Annotated in this window: 16 protein-coding genes; 6 read left to right on the plus strand and 10 right to left on the minus strand. The window is 39.2% G+C overall.

Features of this window, described 5'->3' with window-relative positions; all coding sequences use genetic code 11:
- Positions 1–325 precede the first annotated feature (325 nt).
- From Q0590_RS25345 to Q0590_RS25380, 8 genes are all read right to left on the minus strand, one after another.
- Positions 326–1723: a cyclodeaminase/cyclohydrolase family protein gene (locus Q0590_RS25345; protein WP_302040430.1), complete on the minus strand. Its 1398-nt coding sequence runs from the start codon at positions 1721–1723 to the stop codon at positions 326–328.
- Positions 1724–1949: 226 nt separating this feature from the next.
- The gene (locus Q0590_RS25350) at positions 1950–2252 is read right to left on the minus strand and encodes a hypothetical protein (RefSeq protein WP_302040431.1); all 303 of its coding nucleotides are present in this window, start codon (positions 2250–2252) and stop codon (positions 1950–1952) included.
- A 342-nt stretch (positions 2253–2594) separates the two neighbouring features.
- Positions 2595–2777 carry a hypothetical protein gene (locus Q0590_RS25355; RefSeq protein WP_302040432.1) on the minus strand — a complete coding sequence of 61 codons (183 nt, stop codon included), beginning with the start codon at positions 2775–2777 and terminating at the stop codon, positions 2595–2597.
- Positions 2777–3085: a hypothetical protein gene (locus Q0590_RS25360; RefSeq protein WP_302040433.1), complete on the minus strand. Its 309-nt coding sequence runs from the start codon at positions 3083–3085 to the stop codon at positions 2777–2779. Before Q0590_RS25360 ends, Q0590_RS25355 begins: the two co-directional genes overlap by 1 nt.
- Before the next feature lie 28 nt (positions 3086–3113).
- A complete protein-coding gene (locus Q0590_RS25365) occupies positions 3114–3713 on the minus strand; it encodes a recombinase family protein (protein ID WP_302040434.1) in 600 nt (199 codons plus the stop codon).
- Between the two features lie 157 nt (positions 3714–3870).
- Positions 3871–4137: a hypothetical protein gene (locus tag Q0590_RS25370; RefSeq protein ID WP_302040435.1), complete on the minus strand. Its 267-nt coding sequence runs from the start codon at positions 4135–4137 to the stop codon at positions 3871–3873.
- A 308-nt stretch (positions 4138–4445) separates the two neighbouring features.
- Positions 4446–5066, minus strand: a complete 621-nt coding sequence (locus Q0590_RS25375; protein ID WP_302040436.1) for a serine integrase family protein — start codon at positions 5064–5066, stop codon at positions 4446–4448.
- Entirely contained in the window at positions 5063–5563 is a 501-nt protein-coding gene (locus Q0590_RS25380; protein WP_302040437.1) for a helix-turn-helix domain-containing protein, read from the minus strand. The genes Q0590_RS25375 and Q0590_RS25380 overlap by 4 nt, the downstream gene beginning before the upstream one ends.
- 566 nt (positions 5564–6129) lie before the next feature.
- Between Q0590_RS25380 and Q0590_RS25385 the strand changes: the two genes are divergently transcribed.
- Together Q0590_RS25385 and Q0590_RS25390 are read left to right on the plus strand one after the other, a co-directional pair.
- Positions 6130–6369: a hypothetical protein gene (locus Q0590_RS25385; RefSeq protein WP_302040438.1), complete on the plus strand. Its 240-nt coding sequence runs from the start codon at positions 6130–6132 to the stop codon at positions 6367–6369.
- A gap of 203 nt (positions 6370–6572) precedes the next feature.
- Positions 6573–7352, plus strand: a complete 780-nt coding sequence (locus tag Q0590_RS25390; protein WP_302040439.1) for a type IV toxin-antitoxin system AbiEi family antitoxin — start codon at positions 6573–6575, stop codon at positions 7350–7352.
- Between the two features lie 14 nt (positions 7353–7366).
- Here the strand turns inward: Q0590_RS25390 and Q0590_RS25395 are convergent, their stop codons facing one another.
- A complete protein-coding gene (locus tag Q0590_RS25395; RefSeq protein ID WP_366970512.1) occupies positions 7367–10702 on the minus strand; it encodes a class I SAM-dependent DNA methyltransferase in 3336 nt (1111 codons plus the stop codon).
- 364 nt (positions 10703–11066) lie between these two features.
- Here Q0590_RS25395 and Q0590_RS25400 point away from each other — a divergent pair, with 364 nt between their 5' ends.
- The 4 genes from Q0590_RS25400 to Q0590_RS25415 all read left to right on the plus strand — a co-directional run bounded on the left by Q0590_RS25400 (position 11067) and on the right by Q0590_RS25415 (position 19054).
- The gene (locus tag Q0590_RS25400; RefSeq protein WP_302040441.1) at positions 11067–12173 is read left to right on the plus strand and encodes an MBL fold metallo-hydrolase; all 1107 of its coding nucleotides are present in this window, start codon (positions 11067–11069) and stop codon (positions 12171–12173) included.
- Positions 12170–17068 (plus strand): NACHT domain-containing protein, encoded by a 4899-nt coding sequence (locus tag Q0590_RS25405; protein ID WP_302040442.1) that lies wholly within the window; start codon positions 12170–12172, stop codon positions 17066–17068. The genes Q0590_RS25400 and Q0590_RS25405 overlap by 4 nt, the downstream gene beginning before the upstream one ends.
- Before the next feature lie 274 nt (positions 17069–17342).
- A complete protein-coding gene (locus Q0590_RS25410) occupies positions 17343–18068 on the plus strand; it encodes a DUF6088 family protein (RefSeq protein ID WP_302040443.1) in 726 nt (241 codons plus the stop codon).
- Positions 18053–19054, plus strand: coding sequence for a nucleotidyl transferase AbiEii/AbiGii toxin family protein (locus Q0590_RS25415; RefSeq protein ID WP_302040444.1), 1002 nt, complete (start codon positions 18053–18055; stop codon positions 19052–19054). The genes Q0590_RS25410 and Q0590_RS25415 overlap by 16 nt, the downstream gene beginning before the upstream one ends.
- A gap of 116 nt (positions 19055–19170) precedes the next feature.
- Here Q0590_RS25415 and Q0590_RS25420 read toward each other — a convergent pair.
- A partial coding sequence (locus Q0590_RS25420) for a DUF7002 family protein (protein ID WP_302040445.1) occupies positions 19171–19608 on the minus strand: 438 nt, incomplete at its 5' end.

Below are 19608 nucleotides of genomic sequence, written 5' to 3' on the forward strand. Positions count from 1 at the left end.
AAAAAAAATGCCGTATCTGCTCAAATAACTGCTGCTTTTTTTGCCAACTTTAAATTGATACACTTTTGGCTATTTTTAGCTACAAGTAGGAGATGAAACTACCTTGGGCTTGAGTTTCTTCTTAGGTGCTCTCTTTCATCCTTCCACTTCACCGGTATAGAGCGCTTTTCTACCTCCCCGAAAATAGCGAAGCATCCAACACTGGTTTACAAAGTCAAATCTGGCCAGGTGCGGTCCGGTCTTCATGTTAATTTCTTTGGAAGAGAGTTTGTGAGTGTGACTTGTAGCCAATCCGAAAACTGTTCGCCTGCTAGCCAGTCATTTCTTAAAATCGAATTAAATTTAATTCCTCAAGTCTTATCGCCATAGCTTCAATTGACACATTAAAAATCTTTGATAAGGAGGTAAATGGTTTAAGATTATAAAATTCGCATTTAGCTATGAGCCTAGAAAAGTCGCGTTGATTTTTAATTCTTTTACTAAGCTCCAAGGGTGAACAATTTGCCAACATATACGATGTTATTTCATTTATCTGGAGTTGTTCAGTTTGGAAAAAAATGTGAAATAGTTGAGTGACTGTCTTGCCTGGCATTAGGAAATAAGCTGCAAATTTATCAGCCTCTCTTTCAACCATTGAACGATTCTTTAAATTTTCTGAACCATCCAACGGTATATCCCTATGTAATTTAATTTGGTTATGTAACAATGCATGTCCTAATTCATGGGCCGTTGTAAAATTGACCACTTCTGGTGCATACATAGTCGAAATTTGAATTGTAGCATCTTGATTGTTGATAATTCCCGCTATTTCTTCATTAGAATCATTTACACCTAAAGTATCAACCTTATGAAATGCATATTTGAGAAGCTCAATTACTTTTTCAGGCTTTAAAATGCTCAGTTCATTGCTAGGAGGATTTTTGGGCCAAATTACATCTTGATATTTCCAAAGAGCGTTTTGAATTCTTCTAGCTAATTTTTCAATGTCAGAATCCTTTAAATTTCTCTTTCCAAAAAACATCTTCCTAATTTCAACAAATTCAGCCAGAAATTCATTTTTAGTATCTGCCTCCGTATCCAGAATGTTCATTAGTTTGACATTTTCAGAAGTTAATCTTTCGTATTCCTTTCTAAGCTCATTTTTTTGGATTTTAATTTTATCAGTCCATAAGCTTTTAGGAAATGATTGAAGATTTAAACTGATTATTGCTAAACATCCTGTCAACCCTGAAAGAGAACTGCTTAAAGCTACACCTGAATCTCCTCTTGCCGACTGAAATCCTTTATCGAAAACAACTACCGCATAATTAGCCAGTTCAATACAAAGCTTAGCAATTTCAATCGGTAATTCTGTTGATTTTTTTAATTCACGAAGTGCCTCTTCTTGGAGTTGGTTCTTTTTTTGTTGATTGAGTACTTTGTCCCTTTCTATTCTTTTTTGTATTGCTTTATCAAATTGGATAGCATCTTCTTTAAACAGTTCTTCCAGTCTTGGACCAATTGTTTCTTTAATTTTAGATTTTATTTGATTAAATTCTACTGAGCATTGTGCGTAGATTTTCGCCCTTTTGGGATCTAAAGTAAGCTCAATAACTGTAAGTAAGAGTTTACAACAGAGTATTCCATTAAGGGCAGCAGCACTTCCAGAACCAGGTTTATGATTACCTGCTCCTATTTTATCTAAAAGCTCTTTAGTTGGAAGTTCAAGTAGATCTATATTCATGTGTTAAAAGTTTAAATGAAGTTATCAAATTCATTTCGTAGCATTACTAAAATTATTGTTTTCATTTTAGGTATAGGGAAAAGCTTGAATCATAGAAAGTAGTGGTAACCGGGCGTTTCAGTTGCTCATCCATAGCAATCTTTAGGATTTGCGCATTCAGCCCATTCTAGCCCTATAGTAGATCAGCTATAATTTGCCGAAAAGTAATTTTTATCTAGCATAGGTGTTATTGAAGTTTAGGTGGAAAGAAATCAGCATTACCTAGGTAGTGAAAATCATTACTATTAATAAAATTAGCTGGATAGTTTGTTTGCTCCACTTTATAGGACATTGTTATGGCATTAAGTAGATTCTTATTTGATGTATTAAAATAGTATTCCTTAGGAAAGGTATCTGTTTCTCTATACATAAATCCTATTTCCTGATTATGAGGTTTACCATATATTTCACCTAAAATTTTAATAAGTACCGTGTAAGAGCTCTTAGAACCAAATCTATCTTCGGTAACAGTGAATTTGTAGCTATCCATATTATTTATTTAAAGTGTTATAGATTCGTTGTACTTGTATGGCCTGAAAAGACTTACAAATATAGAGGCAAATTAAATTTGGCTAAGGACAGTTGATGGTATGAAAATTAGGTAAGGCCTTCAAAGGTTCTTTGGTTGATTACTTTTTCTTTTTGGGTACCTTAGACTATTCCTTAGCTTTCTCTGGCTTAGGAACCGTATTTTTATCATTGCTTCCAGTACCTCTTTTTTGATTGTCGCCTCCTCAGATTTATCATAGACTGTGAGCAGATTAACGATTAATAGACTACCTTCCTGGTGCACATGGTAGGTAATTACCCGTAAGCCTCCACTTTTCCCCCCTCATTTACTTTCCAGGCCTAACCGGACTTTATACAAGTTGGCGCCCAGGCTTTTTCCCATTGTCGGATTAGCTTGCAGGTCCACTACTAGCTGTTCAAGATCATCAGCGAATGAATTATATTTTTTGGCAAAAGACTTGGCATCTTTTACAAATCCAGGAGTAACTAGTACTTCTACGGGCATTATTTACTATTTTTTAATTCTTTTACCAGGTCCATAGCTGAACGTCTTTGAAGTTTGCCCTCTTGCATAAGCTTTACTTCATCAAGTCCTTGTTTGATTCTTCCAGCTAGATTTTTGCCCTTGGTCATTTTGTCTAAGGGTGAAGCCTTTTTAATAGTTACTTGCTTGACTATACCGGTTTTTGTCTTTTTAGTAGTAATTTCTACAGTAATACCAAATTCTGCGGCAAGCACCTTTTTCACCCGTTCAGCCATTTTAGTGGCCTGTGCTTGGTCCTTATCATCAAGCTTAATTATTAAGTCAGTCATATATAAATAGTGTAAAATATTTAAAAAGTTAGTTTAGCGCCATTGCTTGTTTAATGGCTGTGCTCATTTTTGGACCCATCAGCCTGCGGTACCTGGTCACACTGGCTCTGGAGATACCGGTAAGTTTAACAATCTCTGAAATTGACATACCTCTTTCTGTAGCCGTTTTTACTTTGGCAAACATTTCTTGATTAAAACCTTTTGGCCTGCCAACATGCTTACCTTGCTGGATAGCTAATTTCTGACCGGCTTTGGTCTTTTCTAAGATAGTTTCCCTTTCATATTCGGCAAGTGAGGCAAACACGGACAATATCATCTTACCGGCAGGTGTGGAGGTATCTATTCCCAGATCGAGTGCTTTAAAATGGATTCCTTTACTGGCCAGCTCTGATACTAAAGTAATGATATGTACCAAGGATCGGCCTAACCGGTTTAACCTGGCTACTACAACTGTATCTCCCTCCCGAAGTCTGGAGAGCATATCATCCAAAGCCGGCCGGGAGGAAGTGGTACCAGAAATCTTGTCTTGGAAAATCTGGTGACAGCCATACTTGGTTAAGGTGTCTAGTTGGGTGTCGAGTTTCTGATCAACTGTAGATACTCTGGCATATCCAAAAATTTTGTTCATAATGTGTCAAAAAGTTAGTCTCATAAATGTAGGAATAAAATAATTTCTGATACCATTTTTTGACACATATTTTTGGGAGCTTTGCCAACTGGCCAATGAGCAGCTTTGCTAGTCTCAGAAAGGTATGGCTTTTTGACACTAGCTACTACTACAAAGGTTAATTAGGTAAAGTCGGTTTTGGCCTGGGTTTGTTTTTAGGTGCCACCTTCCATCCTTCCACTTCCCCTATGTAGAGCGCTTTTCTACCTCCCCGGAAATAGCGAAGCATCCAACACTGGCTTACAAAGTCAAACCTGGCCAGGTGTGGTCCAGTCTTCATGTTAATTTCTTTTGAAGAGAGTTTAGTTAATTTCACCTGCACCCATCCCGAATACTGTTCACCTGGTAATTGAGCAGGTATGCCTACTTGATACGTTGTTGCCATAAGAAAATTACTTACTCATTCTTACGGTCAAACTTAGCACAATGATAAGTATTTATCCAACGGGTAGAATCTACATGGTAGAGGCCTGGTGCCTTGGGATGGGTAACCGGTGTAAAGTGTCAGCACTAGTTGCATGGGTCCTTGGGTTGCTCTTACTCTATCGCCTTTTTCACTTTTGCCATACGATCAGGTGTTCTTGCTACTATATATATAATATATATAATATATATATGTACGCCTATTATATAAGGTATACATTATATTATAGTGTAGGTTCATACATTTGGCTTTAGGCATATATTCTATTATTACAGTAAAGTAGTGGTATTATTATTGCCTGTTTGCTCTTTTAGCAGTTGAGCATACTTCTTAACTGTAGAGAGTTTGATGTTGAGTAGCTGGGCTATTTCTTGTTTAGACCTCTTCTCTGCCAATAGCTCCACAAGCCTTTCTTTTACTTCCAGGGGTATGGCCGGCCTTCCTAGTTTTTTACCGATTAACCTGGGACTAAGCATACGGGACTGGAAAATGAGCTGATCATTGTTTACCATGGCTTGCAGGAATTGAATTAGATGCTTTTTATGTTCTTCACTCACTGTACTATCCATCAACGGGCATTTGAAAATTTTAAAATCTATTCCTATGGAATCCATTAACAACATCTTTTTAAAGATGATCATGGAAGTGGAAGGAGTGAATCTTTTAAATGAATAGACTAAAATAAATTCTATTCTACCACTTTGACAATCGGCTATAATCCGTTCCTGTTCTTTGGTAAACTTATTTCGTAAAGGTTTTTCCTGGTCCATATACGTTTCTATCAACTCATACCCATTTGCCTCTATATAGGACATCATAAGTAAAGCTTCTCTTTCTGCCCTCACTCTGTCTACAGGACACCAGGCATAAATCGCTACTTTTTTACTCATTTGTTAGTTGCACTCTCAGTTTGATTTGATTTGGGTCCTTTCTCTATACGTTCATCTAATTGAATCCTTTTAGCCATGTTAACGGCTATTTCTAAAGTATCTTCTGCCGTTAATTGATTTACCATGTATTCTGGAATCTTTTGCTCACTGGCTTCTTTTCTTTTCTCCAGGTACACGTACCCTATTAGACTTTTTGAAAAACCCTTAACATCTTTGGCAGAGACTTTTATATCCAACTCTGCCATGTCAACTTGATTAAAAAATGTTTTCAAAGTGGTATTAAGGGCTAACGATATTTTATATAGTAATAAAGAATCAATTGTTTTGGTTTTGCCACGTTCAATTTGATTGTAGAACTCTTGCGTTACGCCTACTCTGTCGGCTACTTGTTGTTGAGTAAGTTTTAACTCTATTCTTCTTTCTCGTATCCGAGTTACTACCTCACTGTATGGGTTCATCGTTTTAATTAACAGGTTTTCTTCATGTATAGGTACCATTCATTTGTATACTAAATAGTATGAGCTTGAACATAATAAAGCTATCTACAAAAAAATTTTAGCCAGGGTAAGGCATCAAAAAATACAAATACATCAGTATATAGTTGATGTTGATAGAGGCTCCTATGATATAACGCATGGCTATAAAATATGTATTTAATAGCCAATATTAAAAATAAAACGTTTCTCTAAAAGAATAGTTAAATTAAATTTTGATGAATAATGATAGGATAGTTATTATTATATAATATAAAGTATTGGCAATAAAAGCTAAATTCCATTAAATGAGCATTTATTTTTAACTTTCAGTAGCCTTACTGTGATACTTTGTTATAAATATTTTTTAAAATGATTCTTTAATTTTGAAGGAACATAAAAAAACTATAGGAAAAAAAAGCAGAGGGTATTATTTTTTAAGAACAAAATTTTTGGTTAGCCGTCCTTTTATAATCCAATTAGCTATCTTGGTTACTCCTAGGGTATAAGTTTTTTTCTTATAAAAGCCGTATGTAGCCAACTACTACTAATTGTGAGCAAGAGTGAGCCAAATGAAACATATTAACACTATGAATAATAGCCAGCCGGAAAGACAGTTAGAAGAAGAACTGCTTAACAGACTTATGACGTTCAGACCTGAAAACGAAGATATTTTTGAAATGTTTTCAGAGGTTAAGGCATCAGAAGTAGAAGATATAGAAACCGAACAGGAAAACCTTTCTATACTCAAAGACACGATGCTCCAAGTTTTAGAGCAATGTGCTAAGTTTCCACACTTTAACGACCTTGTTGACAGAATCAAAGAGTAGCTTTCTATCAGATGTTTTTCATATAAGCCGAAAAGGAAGCCAATGAATAACAGTTCTGCTTTACACTTTCTTATTGAAATACATGTGCTCTCCATAATCAAAGAGTTTATATTATTTTCCAAATAGGTACTTTTAGTACCTGTCTGTGCAAATATTTAAACCAATTACAGTAGGCTGTTTAAAATTTTGCTTAATTTGGTACTATGAGTACCGAAAATGTATCTAAAATAAACCATTTAATGCAGTCTCAGCCTCACGGAATCGTTTTTTTAAGCTCTTGGCTTAGTAAAAAGGGGTATAGTCTTGACTTGCAAAAGAGGTATAAGAAAAGCCAATGGCTGGAACCCATCGGTACAGGCGCAATGAAAAGAAGGGGTGACAAAGTGCAAATAGAAGGAGCCATATTTGCTTTGCAGCAACAGCTTAATATGTCAGTTCATATCGGAGGAAAGTCGGCGCTAGCAATGCTTGGAAAATTGCATTATCTCGAATTCAATAAGAAAGAAGTTATCTTGTTTGGCCAAGCCCATGAAAAACTCCCGAAATGGTTTTTAGATTACCACTGGGAACAAAAGGTGAAATACCATCCATCTAATTTTCTACCGCAGCATCTTAACATAATAGCATTCGAAGTCAGAAATTTTAGTATAAATATTTCAGGACCGATACGTGCACTCATGGAATGCCTTTACCTGGCACCAAAGGAACAAAGCTTGGTAGAATGCTATGATTTCATGGAAGGTCTGAACAATCTTTCTCCAGCTACAGTTCAGGCTATCCTGGAACAGTGCAATTCTATTAAAGTAAAAAGACTATTTCTCTTTATGGCCGAAAAAGCAAGACACTCCTGGTTTAAGTATATAAAATACGATAACATAGACTTGGGTAAAGGAAAGCGAAGCGTTGTTCCTAATGGAGTATATTTACCGCAATATGAAATAACTGTCCCTAGAGAATTGGTAAATCATAAATCAGGAATATAAAGCTAGTAGCTTAGTTATGCTGTATATGTACTTTCCTCTGTCCGTCTTAGTAGACTGAGAGCAGTCAGAGTATCCAAAAGCGGCTGTACTTTCTTAGAATTAGTTCGAAGGAAGCGGACAGCCACTTGGGCAGATGTAAGCGGAATGCCAGCCTGCTGCACGGTATCACGTACTGCCTGCATCTGTTGAGCCAATTCAGTAGGCCAAGGCTGGGGCTCTAAGGCATCAGCGGTATTAACAACTACGATTGTTGGAGATTCAGTAGTTAGGGCTATTGTGGACTGCTGTTGACCTGATACTTGATAAGAAGGACGCAGGTACCGAACTTGACCAACATGTTCTTCGCGTGCACGTTCATGGTTGAGTTGAACCAAGCGCATCAGGATTTCAGTATCGGGAAGACCTGAAGGCCAGCCGTAGGCAGTGGCGACAGCCTCGTCTAACTGTTGGTGTAGACTTAGCACAACGGAGGCTAGGCCTTGTTGATTGATGGTTTGCTCTTTAGCTGTGAGAATCTGGCCGGCGAGTAACTTCTCTACCACATTGTAGAGGTCAGTCAGGGTAAGGCTGGGGTATTGGGCTTGCTGACGCTTGCGATGGGCGTCGAGATGCTCAGCTAGCTCACGGATATGAGCTTGTATTTCTGCTGTAGCTGCGGGGAAAGGAAATGGGTCAAAACAACGAACTTTTCGATAGCGAGGGGTATTACCTCCTAAGTCTGCGCCAGCTGACAGAGCCCATACTACATGTATCTTGCTTGATAAAACACCCATAATATAGGCATCATCAGAAGCCACAGCTACTAATGAATCATCAGGCAAAATTCCTTCCTTTACAAACTGAAAGATACGGTGCTTGGCAGTTGCAGGAGTTACTATATATCTTTTCAGCTCAGCTACCATCTTTCTCAACTTGGGATTTGTTTCCCCGAAAAGCCACCAATTTTCACGTCGTGAAGGACGATTATTTAAGTCTCTTGCAGGCTTTACTTTTGTAAAAACATGTTGATATACCTCAGGATAAAGCTCAAGTACTTGAAGTGAAGTCAAACCAAACAAATCAATTACCCATAAGTTACGCATCTTCTGCACCATATCCTGCCCACTAAAATAAGGCTTTATGAATGCTTGCAAATTATTACGCTTTCCAAAACCTAATTCTGAAAGTTGATTTTCTTCTATTAGAAAGCCTGTACTGAAAAGTCCCATGCCATTATTAGCTAAATCCTTATTAGCCTGTAGTATATTAGCCGAGTCAAGATCAGCACCTATGGTTAAGTCAGAATTGATTTTACCAGTTAATTCACCAGTTTCAATCTCTACTGCTTCATCCCCTTCCACACTCTTTTCATTTATGATTGTAAGTAGCTTGCCAACTGATTGGCCAAGTTCACCCACTGTAAAGGCAACTCTCACAGCAGCTCCATCAGCACTATCCACCCAAGGATGGTCAGGGATGGTGAAAGATAAAGAAAGAGGATTGGATTCTGCTTCTAGATGACGTTGAATAACCCGACGATTAAAAGCCATTGAAATAGAGTTGGTGGTAATAAAACCAAATCGCTCAGTAAGATTTTGTCGCACGTTTTCAGCAGCTTTATTCCACCAGTACATGACAAAATCTGCCGATTCTGGTACTTGCCCTTTATATGTTTTGCGTAACACATCAACGTATACAGTTCCTAGAGCATCACGCATGCGTTTGTCGCCAATAAAAGGTGGATTTCCAATGATGAAGTCAACCTTGGGCCATTCCGTGGGCTTTGCATTTATAAAACCTTCCTCATAGGTTAATACTGCATCTTGTTGACGGATATTTTGAAATTCATCTAAGAGGGGTTCCCTAAGTTCAGAAGGGCCATAGGTACGCAGGTGCCACTGCAGATAGCCAATACGCAATACCACATCAGCAATCGCTGCAGCGCGAGGATTGAGCTCTAAACCAAGCAATTGGTGGGGACTTACAGTAGTACCCCCGCCAAGCTCTAGCAGGCCAGTATGGCCGTAGCTGTTGATAGCAGTTAGCACCTCCCCTTCCAACCGTTTCAAGTGCTCCAGTGTTACGTACAAGAAGTTGCCGGAACCGCAGGCAGGGTCAAGTATTTTGATAGATGTAAGGCGATTTAGGAAACGCACTAGCTCGGCACGGGCGGCCTTAGGCTGATCTTCCTCAAGGCGACGAGCAGCGGCAGCTTGAGCAGCTGCCCATTCCCGGCGAAGTGGTTCTAGCACCGTAGGGAGCACTAGGCGTTCCACATAGCGGCGTGGTGTGTAGTGCGCGCCTAAGCTGTGACGTTCTTTAGCGTTAAGGGCACGTTCAAGAAGTGTTCCAAAGATGGCCGGTTCTACTTCTGTCCAATCTGCTTTGGCTGATTGTAATAGAAGCTGGGCTTGATCAGTAGTAAGAGGTAGAGCCGTTGCATCATGAAATAGTTTACCATTAAAACGACGTAAGCGAGCTTTGAGGTCTGAAGAAAAGCCGCCAGTATCCATCGTACGCCAAAGGTTTGTTAGGGCATCAGGCAAGAACTCTAACAGTTCCTGTGTACCATACTGAGTGAGCATTCCAGTAAAAGAGGTTTTAGGAATCAGTCCTACATCTTCCGAAAACATGGTAAATAAACAGCGCATCAGAAATTGTGACACTACTTCAGGTGTATGGCCGACGCGTTCTAGTTGTTCCGATAGCTTAGCTAGTCGGGCAGCCAGCTCCCGTGTTACGCGAGCGGCGCGTCTGCTAGGATCTAGCTCTTTTGGATCAAGAAATATTTGACGGAGCATAGTTCGTGTTTTCTCATCAGCCAGAGACGAAAGAGGAAGCCGAAACCTGGTTTGATCGGGAAAAGGCAGGAATGAATCCCCAATTCCAGCAAAGTTGCTGTACACATCGAGGCAGTAACCTACATCAACTACTAACACAAACAATGGGCGAAGTTCGTCGTTAGGTAGAGCGCGCACGTATCCTAGTGCCTGTTGGCGGGCAGTCTGCATCATTTCAGCCCACTTGGCAGAGCCGCGCACGGCGTGCCCTTTACGACGGGTGGCAGCAGCTAAGCCCAACTCAGTTTTTTCCAGCTTCTTTTGTTGGTCAGGTGTATCAATCCCCTGTTTAGTTTCTAACACAAAGCAACCACGCTTGTAGAGATCAATACGTCCGGTACTCTTTTTGGCTCCGTCATTGAATTGTACAGCTCTTTCCAATACGTAGGCATCCTGGGTGGGGTCATCGGTAGTAGGGTCGGGACGTGGCACGCCTAATAGGTCGCAAAGGTCTTGTAGAAATAAGCTATAGTTAGCACGTTCTGCGCCGCCCGCAGGTTTCCAGCGGGATTCAAATTCAGGGTAAGTCACAGAAAAAATATATTTAGGCTTCTAATTTGTTAATGTTTTTTGGCTAAATCAAAAGAATGGATGAATAAACTTGTAGCTCTTCACTTAATTAATTATATGGAAGAAAAGTTTTGAGCGCTCACCGATATCAAGCGTTCATGCTTCATCAAATTGGAAAGATATGTAGGAAATCATAGATAACCAAAATAATATTAAGCATGAAAAACGAATATTTTCAATGAAATTCTTTGAATTGTAGACATCGGAATCCATAGGTAAAGATCTATTAATGATAAGAGAAAATGAAGTAGTCAGTATTTCACCATTATACATCAAGACTACTATACTGTGACAGCGTGACATTTTCTAAAAGAAGGTATAATTAATGATAGCAACAATAGCATTAAAAGAACAAAATATGTTTTCCAAAGATTACGAACTTACCCTTTCCTTTTTTGATGTCGGTGGCGGAGATGCTATCCTGATACGGTTTTTAGGCAATGATAGTAAATGGCATAACATACTTATTGACGGCGGCTATGGGAGAACCTATAAAGATGTTTTTGGTCTATTGCTAAGAAGTCTTCCTGAGAAAGAAATTATTGACCTATGGATTATCACTCATATCGATATTGATCATATAGGCGCGGTACAGGGATTTATTCAGGACAAAAAAATCACAGACAAAAGAAAGACTGTGAAACAATTCTGGTTCAACCATTCCCCATTGACTGTTAAAGAAGGAAACGGAAAAGTGGGGGTAAGTCAGGGAGTTTCATTGAGGGCTTATCTTCAAAGCATTGACCTGTTGGTTAAAGAGGCCATTACTACTGATTTACTTACCACTGACCTCTGGGGCTTGAAAATCACGATTCTTTCTCCTACAGTAGATAAGCTGAAGATTGCCCAAGAGAAGTGGCAGGCAAAGGAACACTCAGGCAAACTTGGTAGAAAGCAGGAACAGGCTGATCATAAAAAAACAATTGAAGAATTGCACCGAAATGAATTTACTGAAGATGCTGATCCATGGAATGGTAGTTCAATCGCCTGCCTGCTAGAATACAAAGGCCATCTGGCTTTACTTCTTGCAGACAGCCACCCCTCGGTAATCATTGATTCGTTAAAACGACTCTATATTAGTCCAGAATCACCCTTAAAAGTCAGTGTTATGCAGTTGGCCCATCATGGCAGTAAAGCCAATACTTGTACCGATCTGCTGAACCTAGTAAAGTCAGCCAACTATGTGATTACTGGGAACGGTATTACCAACCGACACCCTGATAAAGAAACATTGGTACGTGTCTTGAGGCAGAAAGAACGGCATGCGGATCAACTGGAGTTCATCTTCCCGGCTAAAACTGATGCACTGGCCAATCTTTTCTCTGTCGATGAGGAAGCTTTCGCCAAACATCGGTTTTGCTGCAAATATCCAGAACCCGGAAACAACCATATCAGCCTTAAATTTTTACCTATTGAGGAAAGTACGCTATGAATGAAAATATACCTCAGCTTGCAACAATTAGAATTGAATGTAATGAACCTGGTACCGCAATGTTATTTTTCCCGGGCCCGGAACTAGAGTATATCTATGTCTTTACCGCAAAGCATTGCTTAACAGGGAAAAACTTTGATAAAGCTTTTGTTAAAGATCAGGTCATACTAACTAAGATATTTAATCCTGTTAATAAAACATATCATACCTGCAGGCTTACCGAATCTGACATTGTAGTCGTTTCAGCAGATGCGGAGGACCTTGCCCTGATCATCCTTCCCAAGCAGCGGATATTGGAACTGAATGGAACAGAATTCCACTATCAAATTATAGATACCAATCCAGGTATAATCTCCTACAACGCACGTGGGTTTGCCAGCTTCAACGATCAAGAGGCTGACAGGCCTTTTCCCTTAACATATGTAGAAGATCAGAAAGACAATCCTAATCTATTCCTGCTGAAGTCTGAATCCATACTTGATACCTATTTCCAGCGCGCACTAGATAATGTAGAAGGTTTATCAGGCTCAGGTGCCTTCGCAGAGTTGCGTGGCAATGTCTACCTAGCCGGAATCATTCATTCCTATGAAGACGGAAATATATTCACAGCAACCAAAGTGTTGGCCTATAACCAGCTCATAGATGCAAGCAGATTTACATTGCTTAGCACGACTAAACTGGAAACAGACCAGATAGTACTGGATACTTTTAAGCAAATGGAAAGCAACCGGGAAGAAATCAATAGCCGCACTAATGATACCATAGGTACAGTTAACATTCCCCGGGACACTAGCGTGTTAAATCAGTTGCTAAGTTCGTCGGGGATGGCTGTGATTCACGGAAAGCCAGGGGTTGGCAAATCGGCATTGGCAAAATCATTGGTTAAAACCTTAAAAGATCAGCCGGGCACCACTGTTATTACTTTTACCCCTGAGCAGTTGTACTATAAAACACTGCCTGAAGCACTTCAAAATGCCGGCTACATTGCCGATTTAGAACGTATTCTGTCCAGTCCTCTTGCAGGTAACAGTATTCTTATCTGGATTGAGAGTTTTGAAAAACTGATCGAATCAGGATTAGATGGGGCCTTCAGGACGCTGCTTACCTATGTAAAAACACGCCCGCACCTGATGATGCTAGTAACCATCCGTGATTATTCTCTTCAAAAATTTAAGATCAATTATAGGTTTGAACTGCCAGCAGGTAACATTTATTATCGCCTCCAGGAATTCAATGAGCAAGAAATCAATAAAATTAGGGACGCTATACCGGAAATCGGACCTTTGCTGACTAATCCGAAAATCCACTATTTACTGCGGACCCCTTATTACCTTGATAAAGCCGTCAGGATACTACCTGAACTGCTCTCTGTTGACAAGCTGGATGAAATAGAATTTAAACGACTAATGTGGCAACTGATTGTGGAAGCAGGAAATGGTGAGCGTGGTAAAACATTTTCTGCTGTATGCCTGAAACGAGCGCGGGAAATGTCCCTTTTTACCACTTCAGCAGAGCCTCCTCTAATCCTTCAGGTGCTAGTCAGGGATAACATGCTTCAACAGGAAAAAGGTGAGCTGGCCAACCGGTACAGCCCTTCGCATGATATCCTGGAAGATTGGGCGCTAGTACGTGACATTAAGCAAAGAATGCAGGATGCAGAAAGTCCCCAGAACTTCATCATTTCGTTGGAAAATACCCCCGCGGGTAACAGGGCATTCCGTTTATGGCTAGATGAATATTACAAGAATGAGCCACAAGCATCGGCTGAATTTGTGCATACAATACTGCTCGATTCCGAAATTGATCAAAGTTGGAAAGATATACTGCTGATCGCAACTTTGCGTTCGGATCATGCTGGAATCCTCTTTGATACGCTTACACCTCAGTTATTGGCCGATCAGGGCAAGATGCTCCTACATGTAATCAACCTGCTGGAAACAGGCTGCAAAACACTGGATCATAAACACAATGATTTTGATCACCTGTCACCAGTGGGTTCAGGCTGGGACTACCTAATAAAATTTATAAGGAAAAATCTTGAACTTATATACTCCTTTAAATCATTTGAATTCACTATTCTTCATTTAATTGAGTCCTGGAGCAAACAATTACCAGAGTTCAACCCTGCAACATTACCTGTTGCTGCCTCTGATGCAGCCTTTTTACTCGCTAATTTTATTGAAAGGTATCAGGATAAAATCAGCGGGTATCATCATGGAAGACAGGACGATTCTATATTAAAGAAATATGCGGCAATCCTTTTTAAATTGACTGCCGCTGCGCCGGAGATCATCAAAGAGATGGTGCATGCAGCCCAAAACATAACTGAAGAGCACCTGCGCTGGAAAGATAAGGACTTATTAAATAATATTCGGCATTACGCCATTGACGGTGTGATGTCTGATCAAATCTGCAAATACTTCCCAGAGAAGGTGGCCAGTATCGCTACGGAAGAATGGAAGCAAAAAGAAAAAGTGAGAAGCCCCGATAGCCTGATGTCAAGAATTCAGAAAGAACCCAACATTGAATATTTTGGGCTTGATGAAAAACTGAAGTATGATTACGACTTCCCAAGCGGTTACCAAAGCTTTTTCTATTGGATGTTCCTGCACCACCCAGCCGCTGGCTTGGACTTTTTAATTCCGTTCCTTAATACTGCCTTTGAGAGAAATTATCAGATACGTTCTCACCGTTCTAGCGAAGTTAAAACTATCGCCATTACATTCATTGACGGAACAACTGGGCAATATTACGCTTGTTACGAATATTGGGTCATGTATAGGGGCACCAATTCTAGAAACCATTTGATTACTTCCTTACTGATGGCGCTGGAAAAAGGATTACTCGATCTGGCAGATGCAAGTAAAGCCAATTATCCGAGGGTTCAGCAGTATCTGACCAGGATGATCAAAGAAACAAACCATATTGCGCTTTTGGGTATTGTATCCAGCTTAATCCAAGCACATCCAGACCTGCTTGATGAAACATCAGTATCACTTTTGGGAATTCGTGATTTCTTTATATGGGACGCTAGCAGAGCGACTTCAGAGATGCTATCCATGGATCATTACAACGACGATCCCTTCAATAAGCAGGAAAGAGTGTTAGAAGACAAGCGGATACACCGCCGGAAGTACTATCAGGGATTGGTTGGATTTGTAGCCGACTATATGTTCTATCATCGAACCTTTAATGAGCTGCTTTTCCAACAGGTTGATGCCATGTGGGAGCAAATGCCGGAAGGGAATGATATCTGGCGGAAGTTTTTATTCGACATGGATGCCCGTAAATATAGTTTTAAGCCAATCGAGCAGCCTGGCTATGAGAATTTGGTTCAGCTTGTGCCAGGTTATGACAGTACCGTGCAAGAAATGATGTCTTCTAGTGAGGATAATTCATTTACTGAGATCAATACAGTCTGGGCAATGAAAATATTTAACTATGAAGAGGTTCCTAACAACAACTACGAAGCCTGGAAAACCGGTTATAAATATATCCAGCAGGGGCAGGATAAAATTCGGCTGATGACTTCACCTGGAGCCATGGCAGCCATTGGCCTAAGGGATTTTTCAGACCGGCTGACTTCAGCGGAAGTGGAATGGTGCCAGCAGGTACTGCTGGAATACGCAGAAAAAATACTTCAGCCGAAAGACTGGATGGGTATTGGTTCTATGGCAATGGATGAAAAGCAGGCGATGATGGGGCTTTCCTGCATTTTTGCTGCCAATCCAACTGAGGAAGTTGTAGCAAAGTCAAAGGAAGCCATTTTCCGTGTGCTGGTCTCACAAAACGAAGAACCATTAAAGATTCATCTGGAAGCAGGCATGACACAATATCTTTCAAAAAGTCAGCCGGACTTTTTAAGAGATTGCTGGCATGGAATTTTAGCATATGTAGACAAAAAAAGCGCAGAAAGTGCCAAACGGCAAGAGAATAGAAAATATGAATATGATTATGATTTCGACGATTCATTTCATAAGATGAAGCAGGAGACTGAATCCGATTGGCTGGAGCCACTGGTTCAGTCTGTTGTTTCAGGCACTATCCAACCGCCTAGAACCATCGCGCCTGCTCTTCAGAAAGAAACCCACTGGCTGCTGAATGATGCATTGCGTATCATCCCTTACAATACAAACCTTCCTCGGCACCATGAGTTCACTGAACTGCTGCTGCAACAACATCTATATTTTTTAGGTGACCGGGATCAACGACGTAAAAACGACTTCCATAACAGTAGACGCACGTTTACATTCTTTTATCCACGCTTTTTGTTAACTCAGCCTCAGGATTTAGCTGCAAAATATTTCACTGCATTACTGATACATACGTTACCTAATGAAGAGAAGCCGCAAACAGACGAGTTCAACACTTTTATATTTGAATTAATTCAAGAGCATATCCGGGCGGTTAATGGGAATGCTTCAGTGAGTAACTTTTGGGCTTTGTGGGAAATCCTTAAGCAATGGATGATTACACAAAGTAAAAGCTACTTAATGCCTTTATTCTTAATGGGTATTAAATGGAATGGAAATTCAGATAAATGGCACGTACTCGATGGAAAGAATCTATATTACAAAGACTTTATTCTAAAATATGGATTCAACCGGATCAATGAAAGCATCAAATTCTTATCAGGGATAGCGTTTCGCAATTTTATGCCGGATTCCTTATCCTGGGTGGCGAGCATGTTAACCTCGCAAAAAGCGAATGAAGTATCGGTAGAAGAGGCAGAGAAGTTCATTCAAAAGGCATTCTATAATTATGGCGCTACCATCAAAGGTAACAAGACGCTTTTGAATGATTTTATTTTCATTTTGGACTTCCTAATTGCAAAACACTCTACCAAAGCATACATGCTTAAAGAGGAGCTGATTCAGTATAAGCAAACTCTATAAATCATAATGGCATATTTGGCAGAGGTAAAGTTAATTTTATGGGATTTAAAAGCTTCTCAGCGCAGTACTTATGTTGGAAAGTTTAAAAATTTAGAGAAAGTATAAGTTCGCAAAAGAGTAATCTCAGCATCCCTTGCTCAGCGGTAGAATTTCATCCATTACCACTAACTTTACAGTACTGTAAAGTTAGTGGTAATGTAGCACATGTGCAAATGTCCAGTTTTTTTTATAAAAAACTGGACAAATTGTTTACCTTTGCAATTATCATATAGCAATGAAAGTATCTGATTATATATCGATTACAATTGATAGGTTTCCAAAAGGTTATGTATTCACCTATTCCGATTTTAATCAGGAGGTGAATAAAAGAGAAGCCGTGATAAAAGCTCTTAATCGTATGGTGGAATCGGGCAAAATAGCTAAGTTGTCTAAAGGTAAATATTACAAACCTGAAAACACTCCATTTGGTAAACTTCAACCCAACCAAACCCAGGTTGTAAAAGATCTACTAGAAGATGACGGAAAAATAATAGGTTATCTTACAGGTTATAGTATTTATAATCAACTTGGTTTAACCACCCAGGTAAGTAATGCTATTCAAATAGGAAAAAACGAAGTTCGGCCTAGTTTTAGGCGAGAACGCTACATGATTTCATTTATTAAACAAAAAAATATCATTACTAAAGAGAATATTCCCCTGCTACAACTACTTGATGCTATTCGATACATAAAAAAAATACCAGATAGCAATGTAGGATCTTCATGCATTCGGTTATTAGCCATCCTTAAAAATATACCGGATAAGGATAAGAGTAGTATAGTTCGTTTGGCACTAAAGTATCCGCCGGCTACTAGAGCTCTTTTAGGGGCCTTGTTAGATGAGCTGCAAGGAGCTTCGCTTACTAGTTCATTGTATAAAACGTTAAATCCCATTACTAAATATAAATTGGCTGGTGCAAGTAAAGTATTAACCACCACTGAGAAATGGAATATTGTATGAGGCTACACTTAAATAAAACACTTTTTAGGCAGGCTGTGCAGTTTACAGCACAGCAATTAAATATTCCTGAAATATATATAGAGAAAGATTATTGGGTAACTTTTGCTTTGAACACTATTTTCAATAATGAAATTGGCAATGATACAGTTTTCAAAGGTGGTACAGCACTATCTAAATGCTTCAATATGATAGAGCGATTCTCCGAAGATATCGATTTGGTGGTATTCAGACGTGAAGGAGAATCAAATAATAAACTTAATGCAAAAATCAAAAAAATTAGTGATGTGGTTAGTACAGTATTGCCCGAAGTAACTATTGAAGGTCTCACACATAAAATGGGAATGAACCGCAAAACAGCACATTCCTACAACAAAGAATTTCAAGGGAATTACGGCCAAGTAAGAGATGCCATAGTGTTAGAAGCTACTTGGCTAGGATACTTTGAGCCTTATACCACAAGAAAGATAAATTCATTTGTTGGTAGTATGATGCTTAATAATGGACAGCCTGCGATAACTAAAGAAAATGAACTGATGCCATTTGAAGTACGTGTTTTAGATCCTACACGAACACTGTGTGAAAAGATAATGAGTTTAGTGCGATTTTCTTATGGGGAGAGCCCAATTGAGGATTTGAAGAAAAAGATTAGGCATACATATGATTTACACCAGTTATTGCAGCAAGCAGAGTTTTTAGATTTTTTCAACTCACCTGCATTTGATGAAATGTTATTAAAAGTTGCCAATGATGATATAGTAAGTTTTAAAAATAATAATCAATGGCTCAAATACCATCCAATACAAGCCATTATGTTTAGAGAACTTGAAAGTATTTGGAATGATTTAAAATCAGCTTATAATGGCACATTTAGTAACCTAGTTTATGGTACTTTACCTGATGACAAAGCTGTCTATAATAGTTTAAATAAAATAAAAGAGAGGATTTCAGTTATAGCTTGGACAATTGAAATTGAAAATAAAGAGTGAAATTAGTGAGGAGAAAGAAGGTTAGTTGCACCCAATAATAGTTAAAATTAGAAGTGCTATCCTCCGGTAAACTATTACAACCCAAGTTAGTTAACTATGAGGAGTTGCCCTCATAGTTAACTAACTTGGACAAATATTTCATCAGGACGAGAACTTTTCCAAAACGGGCCATCTATAACACATTTATTTTCAAATGTCACTTCTGCCACCTCTCTAACTGCAAATTCGAAAAGTAAAGCAGGCATGAAGGAGTTACTACCTCGTTCGGGAGGTTTCCCTCCTAAATAGGAGTTGGCCCGGGTAGCACCCGAATTTAGTCGGCAAAATTTAACATGAGGATTGGCATCAAGAAGTTCATGGGTTGAAAAGCGGAATATGATTGGATTTTCTTGCTCGTAGCGATTAAAATGTCTCCAAAGACGATCTAATGTTGGCCACATGAAAACTCGGTCGTTTAGATGATACAGAAAATCACCTACAGACCAATTATCTGTTAAACATTTGCCTAGAGCCTTTTCGGATATAGGTTTCTGATCTCTTAAGGAAAATAAATT

Source organism: Rhodocytophaga aerolata, assembly GCF_030503435.1.
GTDB lineage: Bacteria > Bacteroidota > Bacteroidia > Cytophagales > 172606-1 > Rhodocytophaga > Rhodocytophaga aerolata.

Excerpts from the sequence above, each read along its gene's own strand:
- Q0590_RS25410 (WP_302040443.1), top strand. The coding sequence starts at position 17,343 with ATGAAAGTATCTGATTATATATCGATTACAATTGATAGGTTTCCAAAA.
- Q0590_RS25385 (WP_302040438.1), top strand. The coding sequence starts at position 6,130 with ATGAATAATAGCCAGCCGGAAAGACAGTTAGAAGAAGAACTGCTTAAC.
- Q0590_RS25400 (WP_302040441.1), top strand. The coding sequence starts at position 11,067 with ATGATAGCAACAATAGCATTAAAAGAACAAAATATGTTTTCCAAAGAT.
- Q0590_RS25390 (WP_302040439.1), top strand. The coding sequence starts at position 6,573 with ATGAGTACCGAAAATGTATCTAAAATAAACCATTTAATGCAGTCTCAG.
- Q0590_RS25350 (WP_302040431.1), bottom strand. The coding sequence starts at position 2,252 with ATGGATAGCTACAAATTCACTGTTACCGAAGATAGATTTGGTTCTAAG.
- Q0590_RS25415 (WP_302040444.1), top strand. The coding sequence starts at position 18,053 with ATGGAATATTGTATGAGGCTACACTTAAATAAAACACTTTTTAGGCAG.
- Q0590_RS25405 (WP_302040442.1), top strand. The coding sequence starts at position 12,170 with ATGAATGAAAATATACCTCAGCTTGCAACAATTAGAATTGAATGTAAT.
- Q0590_RS25380 (WP_302040437.1), bottom strand. The coding sequence starts at position 5,563 with ATGGTACCTATACATGAAGAAAACCTGTTAATTAAAACGATGAACCCA.
- Q0590_RS25345 (WP_302040430.1), bottom strand. The coding sequence starts at position 1,723 with ATGAATATAGATCTACTTGAACTTCCAACTAAAGAGCTTTTAGATAAA.
- Q0590_RS25360 (WP_302040433.1), bottom strand. The coding sequence starts at position 3,085 with ATGACTGACTTAATAATTAAGCTTGATGATAAGGACCAAGCACAGGCC.
- Q0590_RS25375 (WP_302040436.1), bottom strand. The coding sequence starts at position 5,066 with ATGAGTAAAAAAGTAGCGATTTATGCCTGGTGTCCTGTAGACAGAGTG.
- Q0590_RS25355 (WP_302040432.1), bottom strand. The coding sequence starts at position 2,777 with ATGCCCGTAGAAGTACTAGTTACTCCTGGATTTGTAAAAGATGCCAAG.
- Q0590_RS25370 (WP_302040435.1), bottom strand. The coding sequence starts at position 4,137 with ATGGCAACAACGTATCAAGTAGGCATACCTGCTCAATTACCAGGTGAA.
- Q0590_RS25365 (WP_302040434.1), bottom strand. The coding sequence starts at position 3,713 with ATGAACAAAATTTTTGGATATGCCAGAGTATCTACAGTTGATCAGAAA.